Consider the following 15,653-nt stretch of genomic DNA (forward strand, 5'->3'; position numbering starts at 1 on the left):
CTCAGCATGGCTGCTGTCCTCGCTATCGGCCTGACGGGAGCGGGTGTTGGCGCCGGCACAGCCATGGCCGCCGGTCAGGCCAACGCCCGCCCCGATCGCGCCGAAATCGAAGCCATCGTGCGCAATTACATCCTGAGCCATCCCGAAATCATTCCCGAAGCCGTCGCGCGGCTGGAGCAAGCCGAAGCGCGCAAGGTATTGGCCAGCAACCGCGCCGCCATCGAAACCCCCTTTCCTGGTGCCACCGCCGGCAATCCAGCCGGTGATGTGAAGCTGGTGGTGTTTTTCGATTACGCCTGCCCCTATTGCCGGCAGGGCCACGCCGACGTGCAAAAGCTGGTGCGCGAGGATCCAAAGCTGATGGTGATCTACCGCGATTTCCCGGTGCTGTCCCCGGCCAGCACCGAAGCTGCGATGGCCAGCCTGTCGGCCGCCACCCAAGGCCAATATCGCAAATTCCATGATGCCATGTTCGACAGCCCGGGCAGGGTGAGCCTGGTGCGCACCATGGGCATCGTGAAGGGCGTTGGCCTTTCGGAAGAGCGCATCACTGCTGATCTGAGTAACACGGCCCTGAAAGCCGAACTGGATCGCAACCTGCTGCTGGGCCGCAATCTGGGGCTGACCGGCACACCCAGTTACATCATCGGCAATCGCGTCTTGTCGGGTGCGGTGGGCTTTGACCGGCTGAAGGAAGCCGTGGTCGCGGCTCGGGCAGAAAAGGAGCGGTGATGGACACAAGACGATTTCGCGGGTTTGACGGGGCGGAGATCGCGGTTGTCGAGATCGGCGCTGGTCGGCCGATCATCCTGCTGCACGGGCTGTTCTCGTCCGGCGAGATGAACTGGCGGCGATACGGGGCCGCTCCCGAGATTGCCGGGGCCGGATACCGGGTGATCATGCCCGATTTCCGTGCCCACGGCCTGAGCGCAGCGCCGCACGATGCAGCCGCCTATCCGCCCGATGTGCTGGCGATGGATATCGAAGCACTGATCGGTCAGCTGGGCCTGACCGATTTCGATATCGCCGGCTATTCGATGGGCGCGCGCACACTGGTGCGGCTGCTGGCGCGCGGTTTGCGGCCGGGCAAGGCCATCATTTCCGGCATGGGTCTCGAAGGCCTCACCGGCGGCACCGCGCGCGCTGACTTCTTCAAGAAGGTCGTGCGGCAGCCCGATGGCTGGCCGAGCGGCAGCCCTGAAGCCTTTGCCGCTGCTTTCATGAAGCAGAACAAGGTCGATACGGCCGCTGTCGGCCTTCTGCTGAACAGCTTTGTCTCCACGCCCATAGAAGCGCTGCACGGAATCGAAACGCGGTGCCTCGTGCTGTGCGGAGCGGACGACCGCGACAATGGCTCGGCGCCCGCCCTGACGCTGGAACTGCCCAATGCCGCGCTGGCGGAAATCGCCGGCAACCACATGAGCGCCGTGACCAAGCTCGATTTCGGCACCGCAATCGCTGCCTGGTTGCGCCATCCGCACTAGTTGGTGCCAGATTAGCTTTGCCGCCCCACCCAATGCAGCGCCGCGCCGTAACGCGCCAGCCAGCGCCGCGCTTCGCCCGCACGCGGGTCGAGCTGGCGGTTGAGGGCGTGGAAAGCCGGGCTGTGATCCTGGTGGACGAGGTGCGCTGCCTCGTGGGCGACGATGGCATAGCGCACCCAGTCCGGGGCCATGATCAGGCGCCAGCTATAGGCAATGCGCGCGCCCTCCGCATCGTTGACGCCCGAACGCGCGCTGGCGCAACTGCCCCAGCGGCTGCTGGCATCGCCCACTGATACCCGCGCCAGCGGCTGGCCCAAATTCTCGGCGAGGCGGCGCGTGGCCGGCTCCAGATCGGCCAGTGCCCGCGCCTTCAGCCAGCGTTCGGTACGGCCGGGCAGCAGCGAGAGCGGCCCGCCGACACGCAGAACATCGCCGACCAGCATGGGCATGCGCGGGTGATCGGGCTGCCAATCGATGCGAACCGGCAGACCATCGATGGGCAGCCGAGCATCTGGCGCAAACGGAATGGCGCGCGGCCAGCTTGCCACCTGCGCTTCCAGCCAGGTGTGATGCGCCTTCAGCAGGGCGGCGACGATCTCCTCCCCGCCGCGCGGGGGCAGGCTGATCTCGATGCGGCCGTTGACGGCGCTGGCGCGCAGCCGCACCCCGCGCGCGGCCGGCCGGCGCGTTGCCACCACGGGCACACAGCGGCCCGCGATGATAAGCTGTTCAGGCAGGGACGGTCGGCGGAATCGCAGCATCTTGGGCAGCACCGGGCACCGTCACAATGGCTTGTCGATGATATAGTCTTCGAGATCGCCGATATGATCTTCGCTGATCACCCGGCCGGCGACCGATTGGCGGGCGCGGTGGATTGATTGGCGATCACCGGTGATCAGGTGATGCCATTCCGCCAACCCCTGGCCACGGTGCACGCGCAGATAGGAACAACTGTCGGGGAGCCAATCGAGATCGTCGAGCTTGCCAGGGGTGAGCCGCACGCATTCGGGCACCAGCGCCTTGCGGTTGCGATAATTGCTGCACTGGCCGGTCGCGGTGTCGAGGAGGCGGCAGCAGACGTTGGTGGGAAACACGTCGCCGGTCTCCTCATCCTCCAGCTTGTGCACGCAACATTTGCCGCAGCCATCGCACAGGCTTTCCCATTGTTCCCGGCTCATGCGGTGGAACGGTGTGGTTTCCCAGAACGGCCTACCGAACATGGGCGGCCAGCAATGCCGTGATGGCCTGGGCGGAAAGCCCCTGGTGCGGGAGAAAGGCGACCGGCTTTCCGGCGGGATCAAAGAGATAGACCATCGCACTATGATCCATCAGGTAGTTTTCGGGATCACCGGTATCCATGCGCTTGGCATAGACGCCATAAGCCTTGGTCACCGCATCAATCTGCGCTGTTGTGCCGGTGAGGCCGACAAGACGGGGATGAAAGGCCGCCACGAACGGTTTCAACGTTGCCGGCGTGTCTCGCAGCGGATCGATGGTAATGAAGATGGGCGCGACGCGTGCGCCGAGCGCGGCATCCTTCGCTTCGAATGCCTGCAACCCGCGCCCGATCAGCGCCAGATCGGTGGGGCAGACATCAGGGCAAAAGGCATAGCCGAAATACACCAGCCGCCAGCGCCCGGCAAAATCCCGGTCGCGCACCGTCTGGCCATCCTGATTGATCAGCGTGAACGGCCCGCCCAGACTGGCGCCGGCCAGATTGCCCTGAACGGCCAGCGGCACGGCCTGAGGCCCGGCAAAGCGCATCCAGCCCAGCGCGCCTGCCACCGCCACGGCGATGGCCAGCACCAGCCACAGGCGCAGATTCTTGCCGCTATTCATAGACGGCTCTTGTGGCTATGCATTGTCATTGTGCTCAAGGTATAAGGTAAACCGAGCATAAGGGAAAAGGTGGCAGCTTGTCGATGATGTGGCAGCGACTTCTCGTTTCAGTAATGTTGGCAGCAGCAACTGCGGGGGCCAGCCCGGCTGCGGCGCAGTTTTCCGACAGCTATAATTTCATCAAGGCGGTGAAAGACCGCGACGTCAACAAGGCGATCGAGCTGGCCGACAAGCCGGGCACCACCGTGGTGAATACCCGCGACAACGACACCGGCGAAACCGGCGTCCACATGGTCACCCGCCGCGGCGATCTTGGTTGGCTGGGTCTGCTTTATCAGAAGGGCGCCAACCTCAACCTCAAGGACCGGGAAGGCAACACGGCGCTGATGCTGGCCACGATCAGCCGCTGGAGCGAGGGTGTGGCGACACTGATCCGGCTGAAGGCGCAGGTGAACATCCCGAACCGATTGGGCGAAACCGCCATTTTGAAAGCAGTACAAGCGCGCGACCTCGCGCTGGTCAAGATATTGATCGAAGCAGGCGCCAATCCCGACTTGGCCGACAACAGCGGCATATCAGCCCGGGCCGTTGCGACCAGCGATACGCGCGCCGCGAGCATCGCCAAACTGCTGAAGGACCTGCCGGTGAAGCCGACCGGCCGCATGCAGGGGCCGTCGCTCTGATAATGCGCGGCACCGCGCCAGGCGGCCAATGTCTTCGCTGGTCGGCAGGTGTAACCACACGCCGCATGGGCGAACCGGCCGGAGGCGTTTAGGTCATGGCGATGGAACGGCTCTCCATTGCGGCAACCGCCTTTGATCGACCGGGGGTGCGTGTGCGCACGCTGGCCGGCATTCGTTGGATCGCGATCCTCGGGCAGCTCACCACCCTGCTGGTGGTCGGACTGTGGTTTGGCTATCCGCTTCCCTGGGGATCGATGGTGGCTGCCATGGGCGCATCGGTCATCCTCAACGTCGGCCTTTCCACTCTTTATGAACGCTCCGACCGGATGACAGGCCGCGAATTGTCGCTGCACCTGTCGTTCGATCTGATTCAGGCCGGGGTGCTGTTGTTCCTCACCGGCGGGTTAGCGAACCCATTTTCGCTATTGCTGATCGTGCCGGTCACTATTTCTGCCACCTTGCTCACGGCGCGGGAAATGGCGCCGTTGCTGGGGCTGGCGATGTGCGTTCTGGCTGTGCTTTGGCTGTGGGCCCAGCCGCTGCCGTGGAGCGGGCCACCGCCGGAATTTCCGCTGGTTTACCGCCTTGGCGATCTGATCGCTTATGGCCTCGCCATGGGGTTTCTCGCTGCCTATTTGTGGATGGTGTCGGCCGAGGCTCGCGGCCGGGCCCGCGCACTGGTGGCGACCGAAGCTGCCTTGACCCGCGAAGCCCGCATGAACGCGCTGGGCAGCCTGGCGGCGGCGGCGGCTCATGAACTGGGCGGGCCGCTGGGTTCGATCAGCCTGATCGCCCACAGCCTTGAAGAAGAACTGGGCGACGATCCCGATTTCGGCGAGGATATCCGCTTGCTTGCCGCCGAGGCCGCGCGCAGCCGGCGCATCATGAAGGAGCTTTCCACTCGCGCCGAAGCCGAAGACCCCTTCGCCATCCTCACACTGGACCTGCTGCTGCATGAAGTGGCCCAGAGCGTGAAGCCGGCGCGGGTGCCGGTCACTGTCGCGGTGAACGGCCGCCAGCCCATCGTGCAGCGTTCGCCCGAGCTGCTGCATGCGCTGAACAATCTGGTATCCAACGCCGTGCGCCATGCCGCAACCGAGGTGACGATGGAGACCATCATCACCCAGTCGGAAATCCGGGTGGCGGTGCTGGATGACGGCTTTGGCTTTCCGCCCGACCTGCTGCCGCGGCTGGGCGAACCGATGCTGGGGCCATCACGATCAAAATCCGATTCTACCGGTCTTGGCGTGTTCATCGCCACCACCCTGATCGAACGCACCGGTGGGCGCCTGGCGTTCTCCAACCGCCCCGAAGGCGGCGGCAAGGTCGAGGTGCGCTGGCTACGGGCCGAATTTGAGGTTACTGACCCCGCTGGGGTGGAACAGGAGCAATGACAATGGCTAGTGTACCCGAAACTGAAGGTCGTCCGCTTTTGCTGGTTGATGACGACGCCCCCTTCCGTCAGCGGCTTTCGGTGCTGCTGTCGCGCAAGGGTTTTGCGGTCACCGCCGTCGGCAGCCTGCAGGAAGCCCGTGTCGAAGCGGCCCGGTTGAAGCCCGCCCATGCCGTTGTGGACATGCGCCTAGAAGATGGCAACGGCCTTGATCTGGTTGCTGAATTGCGTGCGGCCAGCCCGGATGTGCGGATCGTCATGCTCACTGGCTATGGTAATCTGGCCACTGCTGTCGCCGCTGTGAAGGCCGGTGCCATCGACTATCTGGCCAAGCCAGCCGACCCCGAAGACATTGTGCGCGCCCTTTCAGCTGAAGGCGGTGCGCGCCCGGAAGCGCCGCCAGAACCGATGTCGGCCGATCGCGTGCGCTGGGAGCATATCCAGCGCGTTTATGAACTGTGCGATCGCAACGTCTCTGAAACCGCTCGCCGGCTGAAGATGCACCGGCGTACGCTGCAGAGGATTCTGGCGAAGCGAAGCCCGAAATAAGGCGCAGCCGGGGGCGCGTGCAGCGCTAGTCGAGCCCGATCAGCCCGCTTTCCGGATCGATCAAACCCAGCCAACGGTGTGCGGCGCGGCGGGCCAGCGCCAGCGTGATCGCTTTGCGGCGGCTGCCGTTCAGCGGTCGCCACGGGGCATCGCGCACGGCTTCCGCATCAAAGCGGTCTGCGATGATCAGGCCGGTTTCATCGGGCCGGAAAGCCGATGTGTGCAGATCACCCACCGGCAACCCGGCAGGTATTGCCCAGAAGAAGCGATCACAGTGATCGAGATAATCGGGCCATTTGCGATCACCGCGCAGATCGCCGAGGCTGATCTTGATTTCCACCAGCGTCAGGCGGCCAGCGGCATCGACGCCAAGGATATCGGCACGGCGGCCACCGGCCAACGGCACTTCGGCGAGCGGGCTCACCCCGGCACGCAACAACCAGCGGCAGGTGCCGCGCAGCACATCAGAGGCAGAAAGATTGTGCGCCATAGGCACGACAATGGCGGAACGCAAGGTGAACAGCAAGCGCTGCCGTCACGCCTTTTCAGCGATAGAAAACGTGGTTGCCGATCTTTGCCACGCGGGCAAGGCGCCAGCCAGGATGCAGGCGGGCCGAATGAAAGCTGTGGGCGCCGGCGGCGATGTCGTGCCAGAGGCCGGTCGCCGCAATGCGGGCGACGGCAAGCGCGGTCGTGAAGGTGGCGGTGGAACGCTGAACGCGTGCGGCATTGAAATTGAACTGGCGCGGCGCCTTGATCACGCTGCAGATGCCGTTGCCCCAGCGGCCTGATTTTGCACGGTTAACCACTGCCTGCGCCACGGCAAGCTGGCCTTCCAGCGTTTCGCCCCGGCTCTCGAACCACACGGCGGTGGCGAGACAATCAAGCTCGGCCTTGCTGGAAACAGTAGCCGGAGCGGCGGCATCAGCGACCACCATCTGCACCAGCCCCGGCAAACCGGCGACGGGAGGCACCACTGTTTGCGCTATCACCCGGTCATCGTCGCCAGGCAGTACGGGCAAGCTAGTATCGGCCAAAGCCGGGCCTGCTGCCGCGAGCACGACCAGTGCAGCGAGCCGAGCCGCATTTCTGCCGATGCAATGAAATAGCTGTGAAACCATGCGAACGTTCAAGCGTGTGTGTGTGGGTTCAATCAACCACCGGCGAGCATTTCGTCGACGAACTGCCCTGCCTTCGGGATATCCAGTTCGATTACCCACAAATCGGGATCACGGCGGCGAGCCCGTTCAATCCACGCTGGCACAGCGTCGCCGCGCGCCAGTTCGGCAAATTCATAACGTCCGCCGGCACCCAAAACAGCGGCGCGCAGTGTTTCTTCTCCGGTATCGCGGGTGACGACGGCGATTGCGCCAGCCTCGTCGTCACCGCGCGCCAACACTGCGGCAAAGCCGCCTGCTGCACTCACCCGGCGGAACAGTGCGTCCACCCGCAGCCGGCTGGCCAGCCGCGGCAAGGAACCGTCATCGTGCATGTCAGGTGGCGGCAGCGGCTCGGCCGTCCACTGCAACGTCGCGCGAGCGGCCAGCAGCCTCGCCGCGGGGTTCGACCCAGCCGATGGTACCGTCTTCCCGACGATAGACCATGTTGTGAGCGCCGGTGGCGCTGTTGACGAACAGCAAAGCCGTCGTGTTGCGCAAATCCAGCATCATCACCGCATCACTTACGCTGCTGGTCGGGATATCAACGCGCGTCTCGGCGATGATCAGCGGGCCATCGCCTTCGGGTTCGTCATCCTCGGTCGCGGCGGCAAACACCTTGTATTCAGCGTTATCAAGTGGCGGCAATTCCGCGAGCATCGGTGCTGCACGCCCGGCTGCCGGGGAGTGGCGATCTTTCAGTCGGCGCATGTATCGGCGCAGCTGCTTGTCGATCCGTTCGGCCGCGGCATCGAAGGCCACGTGCGCGCCGCCTGCGTGTGCCGAACCCTTGAGGATCAGATCTGCCATAACGTGCATCACGATATCGCAGGCAAAATGGCCATAGGGCGCCGGCCCCAGCGTCACATGAGCCGACAGCGCTCGGGGGAAATATTTCGCTGCCATTGCGCCCAGTCGTTCACGCACATGTTCGCCAAAAGCCACGCCGGTATCAACCTGGTGTCCTGAAATCCGGATATCCATATTGCCTGTATCCTCACTCGGCCGTGCCCATTCACATGAATGTCACGTTAGCCAGAGCGGGTCCTTGAGGCCGGCCACGAAACCGTCATGCCGCGCCAGCTCCTCCTCGCTGGCGTTGTGGGCCCGTGCAGCCAGACTCACCCGCTCGTAGGAAGTGTCGGCCGCAGCCGCGTCCGTGGCAAGGTCGAATCCGATCTGTCGGCCACCGGTCAACTCGATATAGACACGGGCGAGCAGTTCCGCATCGAGCAGCGCGCCGTGTTTGGTACGGGCTGAAAGATCAATACCATAGCGCGTGCATAGCGCATCAAGCGTGTGTTTGGCGCCAGGGTTGGCCTTGCGGCTGATCTCCAGCGTGTCGATGGCGCGGGTCATCGGCACTATGGCCATGCCGGCACGCTTCAGTTCCCAATTCAGGAACTCCATGTCGAAGGCAGCATTGTGTGCCACCAGCGGCGCGTCGCCGATGAACGTCAAAAAATCATCGATGACCTGTTCAAAGATCGGCTGGCCGGTGAGAAATTCCAACGACAGCCCGTGCACACGCTCCGCATCCTTGGGCATCGCCCGCTGCGGATCCAGATAGGTGTGGAATATGCGGCCGGTTACCATGCGGTTGACCATCTCGACCGCACCGATTTCGACGATGCGGTGACCATCGCCCGGCATGATGCCGGTGGTTTCAGTATCCCAGACGATCTCGCGCATGTCCGCCCTTTAGCGGACCATGCGCCAAGGGCAAGGGCATGACCGTTTTACAGTGACTCCACCAGGCGCTGCACAGCCTGCCATGTGGAGCGGCGACCACGGCCGGTTTCGATCACCACATCGGCGCGGGCGCGCTTTTCCCGGTCAGGCATCTGGCCTTTGAGGATGCCGGCAAATTTCTGCGGCGTCATGCCGGGCCGCGCCAACACCCGCGCACGCTGCACCCGGTAGGGCGCCGAGACCACCACTGTGTAATGGCACCGCTGCCAGCCGCCCTTTTCAAACAACAGCGGCACGTCCAGCACGATCGCGGGCCTCAGCCGGTGCTGGCCCAGAAACACGCTCTGGGCTTCTGCCACCAGTGGATGGAGGATTTGTTCAAGTTGGCGCAGCCTGGCACGATCACCGAACACGGCCGCACCCAGTTTGTCACGGTGCAGGCCGCCGTCATGGGTGGTACCGGGAAACAGCGCCTCGATTGCGGTTAGGGCCCGGCCGCCCGGGCCCTGCACGCGCCGAACCTCGGCGTCAGCGTCGAACACCGGCACACCCAATTTGCGGAACATGCGCGCCACAGTGGATTTCCCCATGCCTATGGAGCCAGTGAGGCCGATGATGATGGCGGCGCTCATCGGATCAGCAAGGCTCGCAGTTCGTCATCGTGCTGGCGCGGTGCTTCGGCGGCAAAGAACAGGCGGAAGGCTTCGGCAGCCTGACCGATCAGCATGGCCAAGCCATCGATAGTCGCCAGCCCGCGCTCTCGCGCTTCAGCCAGAAGCGCTGTTTCCAGCGGAGCATAAACCGCATCGAACACCACCGCATCAGCCGGCAGCCAGCCAAGATCAATCTGCAGCGGTGGCTGTCCGGCCATGCCCAGGGTGGTGGCGTTGAACACCAGCCCGGTATCGGCCGGAAGCGGATCCCCAATCGCCATCACCCCGCCAGGCAGGCCGGACGCCGCCAGCAGCGCGCCAGCGGCGTTGTGATTGCGCGCCATGATCCACAACGCAGACGCACCGCCAAGGCGGGCCGCTGCTGCTGCCGCCCGCGCCGCGCCGCCACTGCCCACCAGCAGCATGGACCGCCCGGCCAGTGCAGGGCCAGCCGGGCCGGCGATGCCGGCAACATCGCTGTTGTGCCCGATGAGCCTGCCGTCACGGCCCACCACGACGGTGTTGACGGCACCCACCGCCGCAGCACCGGGGGCAAGATCATCAAGGTGGGCCATCACTGCGAGCTTGTGCGGCACCGTCACGTTCACCCCGCGCAGCCCCATCACCGGCAAGGCACGCACAAAGGTACCGATTTGTTCGGGCAGCACCGGGAAACGGCTGTAATCCCCGTCCAGACCCAGCTTTCCGAGCCAGAAACGATGGATCAAAGGCGATTTCGAATGGCTGACCGGCCAGCCTATGACGCCGGCAACAGCTGGTTCTCTCATGTGGCCAGCACTCCCCTCACCCTGAGATAGTCCAGGATAGCCAGCAGTGGCAGACCGCGTATGACAAACTGATCGCCATCTATCCGCGTGAACAACTGGGCACCCAGTCCCTCGATGCGATAACACCCGACACAGCCGAACACGGCTTCGCTTTCCGCATCAAGATAGTTGCGGATAAAATCATCGCTCAGGCGCCGCATGGTCAGCTTGGCGGCGCCGGCACTGCGCCACACCGGCTTGCCAGCTTCACAGAACACGGCGGCCGAAATCAATCGGTGGCTGGTGCCGGCCAATTGCCGCAACTGGGCTTCGGCGTTCGGCCGGCTTTCGGGTTTGGCAATCAGGCTGCCATCGGCGGTAACAACAACTGAATCCGCACCCAACACCAGCGCCCCCGGATGCTGGCGGCTGATCTTCAGGGCCTTCACTTCGGCTAGCGCATCGGCGATCCGTTCCGGGCTGGCCTGTTCGGCGATCAGCCCAGCGGTGATGGCCTCCTCATCGACATGCGCTGGCAGTGCCTCGTGCGACACGCCCGCGGCGTTAAGCATAGCCCGCCGCGCAGCAGATTGGCTCGCCAGCACCAGCATCATTGCTGCGGTTCCCCGGCCGCATCTTTTCGAGCCTGGTGCAGATTGATGATCGCCGCCGCCGTTTCCTCGATGCTGCGGCGGGTGACATCGATCACCGGAATATCATGATCGGCAAACAGCCGGCGGGCAAAAGCCACTTCCGCCTCGATACGGTCGACGTCGACATAATCGGTGTCCGGCGTCTGCCAAAGGGTGAGCAGGCGGTTGCGGCGGATGGACTGCAACCGGTCTGGAGCCGTTGTAAGCCCCACCAGCAGTGGGCCCTTCACCGTCCACACATGGGGTGCTGGCGGTGATTGTGGGACCAGCGGGATATTGGCCGTCTTGTAGCCGCGGTTGGCCAGATAGATCGACGTCGGCGTTTTTGACGTGCGCGACACGCCGAGCAACAGGATATCGGCTTCTTCCAGTTCCTCAAGCCCGGTCTGGGCGCCATCATCATGCACCATCGTGTAGTTGATGGCATCGACACGGCGGAAATAGGCCTGGTCCATCACGTGCTGGCGTCCCGGCCGCCGGGTAGCGGCCTGCCCCAGCAGTTCGGACAGCGCAGAGATGGTGGGATCCAGCGGCGAAACCATCGGGAGGCCAAGTGTTGCGCAGCGCGTTTCCAGCCGGTCACGCACAGCACCATCGACCAGCGTGTAGATCACGAGGCCCGGCTTTTTCGCCACTTCCTCGATGACGCGATCAAGATGGCCCTGGCTGCGTACCATCGGCCAGAAATGCTTTACCGCCTGCGCGCCTTCAAACCGGGCCAGGCTGGCCTTGGCCACCGATTCGAGCGTTTCGCCGGTGGAATCGCTGATCAGATGCAGGTGTAGCGCCTCGGGCATGGTCACACCGGCTCCTGCAGGAAAATTTCCTGCTGCATGGCTCTGTGGATAAGCATCAGGGTAACGCGTTAACGCTGCTGTGGAGGATCCGGCAAGGGGCAATTCTGCCGAACCGCCCCCGAAGCGCCGGCGGATTCATGCGGCTGCGTACATATGAACAGCTCGGCCTGTGGATAGCGGGGATCGTTGCAGCGACTCGCCAGAATCCGGTGAGTCGCGTGGTATTGGCGTTGTGGATGGAATCGTTGAGGCGATTTTATCCCCGCGATTCAGCCCCCCTACTAGCTGCAACAATATCCTTCAGATTATTTCGATATTGTTGAGAGCGGGCGAACGGCTCTGCGGACTTGACCGCAAGGAGATGGCACGGGAAAGGAAATGGCATGGCTGATCAACTTTCCCAGGAACCCCCGCTACTCGCCGTCTTGAAGGGCGAGCGCCGTGACCCGCCGCCGGTTTGGCTGATGCGTCAGGCTGGTCGGTACCTGCCGGAATACCGGGCCATGCGCGCCGAAAAAGGCGGTTTCCTGGAACTGGTCTACGATAGCGACGCAGCGGCTGAAATCACAATCCAGCCGCTACGCCGTTTCGGTATGGACGGGGCCATTCTGTTTTCCGACATCCTGATCGTGCCGCATGCGATGGGCCAAGGCCTTACGTTCGGTGTTGGAGAAGGCCCACAGCTGACTCCTCCGCTGCATGATGGTGATTTTTCAGCGCTGCAGCCCAATCCACTGCATTTTGCACGAATCTATGAAACCGTTGCCAAGGTTCGCAAGGCCATCGATCCAAAGGTGACGATGCTGGGCTTTGCCGGTTCGCCGTGGACGGTGGCGACCTACATGGTGGCCGGCCATGGAAGCAAGGATCAGGCTGAAACGCGGAGGCTCGCCTACAAGGACCCGCCGCGGTTCCAGGCACTGATTGACCGCATCATCGCGGTCAAGGTGGATTATCTGTCGGGCCAGATCGAAGCCGGAGCGCAGGCAATCCAGCTATTCGACAGCTGGGCCGGGACCTTGTCGCCCGCCCAGTTCGAACGCTGGGTGATCGCACCCAATGCCGATATCGTCGGGCGGCTGATGGTGCGCCATCCTGATGTGCCGATCATCGGTTTTCCCAAGGGCGCCGGCGCCAAACTCGCCGCCTATGCCGCTGAAACCGGTGTCGATGCGATCGGGCTGGATGAAACCGTTGATCCGGCCTGGGCCGATGCCATGCTGCCGCCCGATATGCCGGTACAAGGCAATCTTGATCCGCTGGCGCTGATCACCGGCGGCGAAGCGCTGGACCAAGCGGTTAATCGTATCCGGCACGCGCTGTCGGGCCGCCCGCACATCTTCAATCTGGGCCACGGCATCCTTCAGGACACGCCGATCGACCATGTTGATCGCTTGTTCGAGCTGCTGCGAAAGCCGCTGTAAGTGACCGATTGGGGTGTCGGCTGGCTCGGCGAGGCCTATCTGTGGGTAAAGGCCCTGCATGTTGCCTTTGTCATCTTCTGGATGGCCGGGCTGTTCATGATCCCGCGGTTTCTGGTGTATTGGCATCCTGTTGCGCCCGGTGCGCCCGAATCCGCGCTGTGGAATGAACGCTGCCGCCGCCTGCGCCGCATCATCCTGTCGCCGGCAATGGCTGTCAGCTGGATCGCCGGCTTGAGCCTGGGGTTCCATCTTGGCTGGCCGCTGTGGCTGGTCGTGAAGTTCCTGTTCGTCATCGTGCTCACCTGGTTTCACCACTGGAGCGTGGTGACATCCAAGCAGTTTGCCGTCGGCGAACGATCGGTGACCGAAAAGCGCTTGCGACTGATGAACGAGATACCGTCCTTGGTTACGCTGGCTGTGGCGGTGCTGGTGATCGTTAAGCCGTTCTGATGTTGCCGGTGCTGGCCGTGCTGCCGCAGTTGCAGGCGGCGCTGGCGGCAGGCGCTCCGGCGGCGCTGGTGGCACCGCCGGGTGCGGGCAAGACCACCGCGGTGCCGCCGGCGCTGTTGGGCGAGGATTGGGCCAAGGCCGGCAAGCTCATCCTGCTGTCCCCGCGCCGTCTCGCCGCCCGCGCTGCTGCCGAGCGCATGGCCGAGCAACTGGGTGAACCGGTGGGCCAGACCATCGGTTACCGCACGCGGCTGGATGCGCGCACATCGGCCGCTACCCGTATCGAGGTGGTCACCGAAGGCATTTTCACCCGCATGCTCGTGAACGATCCGGAACTGGCCGGCGTGGCCGGCGTGCTGTTCGACGAAGTGCACGAACGCAGTCTTGATTCCGATTTCGCGCTGGCTTTGACATTGGAAGCCCGCGCTGCACTGCGCCCTGATTTGCGCCTGCTGTTGATGTCGGCCACGCTGGATGTTGCTGGATTTGCAGCCATAATTCCGGGCTTGGTGCAGGTGGAATCGCTAGGCCGAATGTTCCCGATTGAGCTGCGCCACATCGGCCTCAATCCGGCCGAACGCCTGGAAGACGCCATGGCCGCTGCCATTCGGGGTGCTCTGGCGACTGAAAGCGGCTCCATCCTCGCCTTCCTGCCCGGTGTCGCCGAGATCGAGCGTACCGCCGAGCGGCTGGAGACGCGCTTGCCGGCTGATACCGATTTGTTTCGCCTGCACGGTGCGCGTGAGGCCGCCGATCAGCGCGCTGCTATTGCCCCAGCCGCGCCGGGCCGCCGCAAGATTGTGCTGGCGACCAGCATTGCCGAAACCAGCATCACCATCGACGGCGTGCGGGTGATAGTGGACTCTGGCCTGTCGCGCCGCCCTCAGTTGGACCGCAGTGTTGGCTTGCAGCGGCTGGTGACGGTGCGGTCCAGCCAGGCGGCGGTGACCCAGCGCGCCGGGCGGGCTGGGCGGACGGCGCCGGGGGTGGCGATCCGGCTGTGGGAGGCAGCCGAAACCCTGGGCCGTGCGGCCTTCGATCCGCCCGAAATCCTGGAAGCCGATCTGGCCGGGCTGGTGCTGGATTGCGCGCGTTGGGGGGTGGCCGATCCCGCCAGTCTGCCATGGCGCGATCCGCCGCCGGTAGCCGCCGTGGCGGATGCACGGGCGCGGCTACGGGCGCTGGCAGCGATTGATGCGGCTGGGCGGGTGACGCCGCACGGTGAACGGCTGGCGGCGTTGCCGATGGCGCCGGGCCTTGCGCATATGCTGGTGACGGCCGCTGCCGGTGGTCGTGGTTTGCTGGCGGCGCAAATTTCGGTGCTGATCGGGGAGCGCGGGCTTGGCGGGCGCAGCGAGGATATCGAGCAACGCCTGACGGGCTGGGCCCGCGAACGCGGCCAGCGCGCCGATGCCGCCCGCAAGTTGGCTGGCCGCTGGGCCAAGGCGGTGGGCGCGGCCGAAACCGGGATCGACATCGAATCCGCCGGCGAGGTATTGGCGATGGGTTATCCGGACCGGGTGGCGCGGCGGCGGGGTGATGCGTTTTTGATGGCCAATGGCCGCGCTGTGGCGGCTCCGCCTGGTTCGGCGCTGGCGCGCTGCGACTGGATTGTTGTCGCCGATGCCAGCGGCAGTGCAGCCGGCGCGCGGCTGCTGCTGGGCGCGGCGCTGCACGGCGATGTCGAACGCCTGCTGGCCAGCCGCATCGAAAGCCGCGCCGTGTTTGCCTTTGATCCGGTGACGACGGGGGTGATCGCCGAAACCCAGCGCCGGCTGGGGGCCATCACCCTTTCCCGGCAGCCGGTGGAACGGCCGGATCCGGCCAAGGTGCGGGCGGAATTGCTGGCGGCAGTTGCCGAACGCGGGCTGGCGCGGTTGCCGTGGGGCGATGCCGGGAACGGTGTCCGTGCCCGGATAGGGTTTGCAGCGGCAAACGGGCTCGACCTGCCGGCCAGCGGTGAAGCGGCATTGATTGCCAGCCTTAACGATTGGCTGGGCCCGTTACTTGGTCGGCGCTTGTCTGAGCTGTCCCAAGCCCAGTTGTCCGAAGCGCTGCTTGGCCGCCTCGACTGGAACCAGCGCCAGCGGCTTGACAGCTTTGCCCCGATCC

The 15,653-nt window shown here is 64.4% G+C and carries 20 protein-coding genes; 8 read left to right on the plus strand and 12 right to left on the minus strand.

The annotated features are described in order from the left end of the window. Window positions 1-6: 6 nt before the first annotated feature. Both ACESL8_RS01360 and ACESL8_RS01365 read left to right on the plus strand, forming a co-directional pair. Window positions 7-732: a DsbA family protein gene (locus ACESL8_RS01360; protein WP_372915125.1), complete on the plus strand. Its 726-nt coding sequence runs from the start codon at window positions 7-9 to the stop codon at window positions 730-732. Continuing rightward, window positions 732-1,484, plus strand: a complete 753-nt coding sequence (locus tag ACESL8_RS01365; RefSeq protein ID WP_372915127.1) for an alpha/beta fold hydrolase — start codon at window positions 732-734, stop codon at window positions 1,482-1,484. The genes ACESL8_RS01360 and ACESL8_RS01365 overlap by 1 nt, the downstream gene beginning before the upstream one ends. Window positions 1,485-1,495: 11 nt before the next feature. Here the strand turns inward: ACESL8_RS01365 and ACESL8_RS01370 are convergent, their stop codons facing one another. The 3 genes from ACESL8_RS01370 to ACESL8_RS01380 all read right to left on the minus strand — a co-directional run bounded on the left by ACESL8_RS01370 (window position 1,496) and on the right by ACESL8_RS01380 (window position 3,323). After that, window positions 1,496-2,182 (minus strand): M48 family metallopeptidase, encoded by a 687-nt coding sequence (locus tag ACESL8_RS01370; RefSeq protein ID WP_372915129.1) that lies wholly within the window; start codon window positions 2,180-2,182, stop codon window positions 1,496-1,498. A gap of 84 nt (window positions 2,183-2,266) precedes the next feature. Next, a complete protein-coding gene (locus ACESL8_RS01375; RefSeq protein WP_372915131.1) occupies window positions 2,267-2,704 on the minus strand; it encodes a YcgN family cysteine cluster protein in 438 nt (145 codons plus the stop codon). After that, window positions 2,694-3,323 carry an SCO family protein gene (locus ACESL8_RS01380; RefSeq protein ID WP_372915133.1) on the minus strand — a complete coding sequence of 210 codons (630 nt, stop codon included), beginning with the start codon at window positions 3,321-3,323 and terminating at the stop codon, window positions 2,694-2,696. Before ACESL8_RS01380 ends, ACESL8_RS01375 begins: the two co-directional genes overlap by 11 nt. Window positions 3,324-3,436: 113 nt before the next feature. On the opposite strand from ACESL8_RS01380, the gene ACESL8_RS01385 reads away from it, so the two are divergent. The 3 genes from ACESL8_RS01385 to ACESL8_RS01395 all read left to right on the plus strand — a co-directional run bounded on the left by ACESL8_RS01385 (window position 3,437) and on the right by ACESL8_RS01395 (window position 5,948). Next, window positions 3,437-4,006: an ankyrin repeat domain-containing protein gene (locus tag ACESL8_RS01385; protein WP_372915135.1), complete on the plus strand. Its 570-nt coding sequence runs from the start codon at window positions 3,437-3,439 to the stop codon at window positions 4,004-4,006. 95 nt (window positions 4,007-4,101) lie between these two features. Continuing rightward, window positions 4,102-5,400, plus strand: coding sequence for an ActS/PrrB/RegB family redox-sensitive histidine kinase (locus tag ACESL8_RS01390; protein ID WP_372915137.1), 1,299 nt, complete (start codon window positions 4,102-4,104; stop codon window positions 5,398-5,400). A gap of 2 nt (window positions 5,401-5,402) precedes the next feature. Then, window positions 5,403-5,948 (plus strand): ActR/PrrA/RegA family redox response regulator transcription factor, encoded by a 546-nt coding sequence (locus tag ACESL8_RS01395; RefSeq protein WP_372915139.1) that lies wholly within the window; start codon window positions 5,403-5,405, stop codon window positions 5,946-5,948. A 25-nt stretch (window positions 5,949-5,973) separates the two neighbouring features. Here ACESL8_RS01395 and ACESL8_RS01400 read toward each other — a convergent pair whose 3' ends face one another. The 9 genes from ACESL8_RS01400 to ACESL8_RS01440 all read right to left on the minus strand — a co-directional run bounded on the left by ACESL8_RS01400 (window position 5,974) and on the right by ACESL8_RS01440 (window position 11,667). Beyond that, a complete protein-coding gene (locus ACESL8_RS01400) occupies window positions 5,974-6,438 on the minus strand; it encodes an MmcB family DNA repair protein (RefSeq protein WP_372915141.1) in 465 nt (154 codons plus the stop codon). Between the two features lie 55 nt (window positions 6,439-6,493). After that, window positions 6,494-6,922 carry a cell wall hydrolase gene (locus tag ACESL8_RS01405; RefSeq protein ID WP_372915143.1) on the minus strand — a complete coding sequence of 143 codons (429 nt, stop codon included), beginning with the start codon at window positions 6,920-6,922 and terminating at the stop codon, window positions 6,494-6,496. A gap of 179 nt (window positions 6,923-7,101) precedes the next feature. Then, window positions 7,102-7,440 carry a DUF1491 family protein gene (locus tag ACESL8_RS01410; protein WP_372915146.1) on the minus strand — a complete coding sequence of 113 codons (339 nt, stop codon included), beginning with the start codon at window positions 7,438-7,440 and terminating at the stop codon, window positions 7,102-7,104. 1 nt (window position 7,441) lies between these two features. Further along, window positions 7,442-8,089 (minus strand): ribosome hibernation-promoting factor, HPF/YfiA family, encoded by a 648-nt coding sequence (gene hpf / locus ACESL8_RS01415; RefSeq protein WP_372915148.1) that lies wholly within the window; start codon window positions 8,087-8,089, stop codon window positions 7,442-7,444. 42 nt (window positions 8,090-8,131) lie between these two features. Then, window positions 8,132-8,797: a DNA polymerase III subunit epsilon gene (gene dnaQ, locus ACESL8_RS01420; protein ID WP_372915150.1), complete on the minus strand. Its 666-nt coding sequence runs from the start codon at window positions 8,795-8,797 to the stop codon at window positions 8,132-8,134. Window positions 8,798-8,844: 47 nt separating this feature from the next. Further along, window positions 8,845-9,429, minus strand: a complete 585-nt coding sequence (gene coaE / locus ACESL8_RS01425; protein WP_372915152.1) for a dephospho-CoA kinase — start codon at window positions 9,427-9,429, stop codon at window positions 8,845-8,847. Further along, complete coding sequence (locus ACESL8_RS01430; protein WP_372915154.1) at window positions 9,426-10,238, minus strand: shikimate dehydrogenase; 813 nt, start codon at window positions 10,236-10,238, stop codon at window positions 9,426-9,428. Before ACESL8_RS01430 ends, coaE begins: the two co-directional genes overlap by 4 nt. Beyond that, window positions 10,235-10,831: a nucleoside triphosphate pyrophosphatase gene (locus tag ACESL8_RS01435; protein ID WP_372915156.1), complete on the minus strand. Its 597-nt coding sequence runs from the start codon at window positions 10,829-10,831 to the stop codon at window positions 10,235-10,237. The genes ACESL8_RS01430 and ACESL8_RS01435 overlap by 4 nt, the downstream gene beginning before the upstream one ends. After that, window positions 10,828-11,667, minus strand: coding sequence for a pyruvate, water dikinase regulatory protein (locus ACESL8_RS01440; protein WP_372915164.1), 840 nt, complete (start codon window positions 11,665-11,667; stop codon window positions 10,828-10,830). Before ACESL8_RS01440 ends, ACESL8_RS01435 begins: the two co-directional genes overlap by 4 nt. A gap of 383 nt (window positions 11,668-12,050) precedes the next feature. On the opposite strand from ACESL8_RS01440, the gene hemE reads away from it, so the two are divergent. From hemE to hrpB, 3 genes are all read left to right on the plus strand, one after another. Then, the gene (gene hemE / locus ACESL8_RS01445; RefSeq protein WP_372915158.1) at window positions 12,051-13,091 is read left to right on the plus strand and encodes a uroporphyrinogen decarboxylase; all 1,041 of its coding nucleotides are present in this window, start codon (window positions 12,051-12,053) and stop codon (window positions 13,089-13,091) included. Beyond that, on the plus strand, window positions 13,092-13,541 hold the full coding sequence (locus tag ACESL8_RS01450) for a CopD family protein (protein ID WP_372915160.1): 450 nt from the start codon (window positions 13,092-13,094) through the stop codon (window positions 13,539-13,541). Next, window positions 13,541-15,653: ATP-dependent helicase HrpB (gene hrpB, locus ACESL8_RS01455; protein WP_372915162.1), on the plus strand; the 2,113-nt coding region annotated here is incomplete at its 3' end. The genes ACESL8_RS01450 and hrpB, both read left to right, overlap by 1 nt.

The sequence above is a fragment of the Sandarakinorhabdus sp. genome (genome assembly GCF_041689835.1).
Lineage (GTDB): Bacteria > Pseudomonadota > Alphaproteobacteria > Sphingomonadales > Sphingomonadaceae > Sandarakinorhabdus.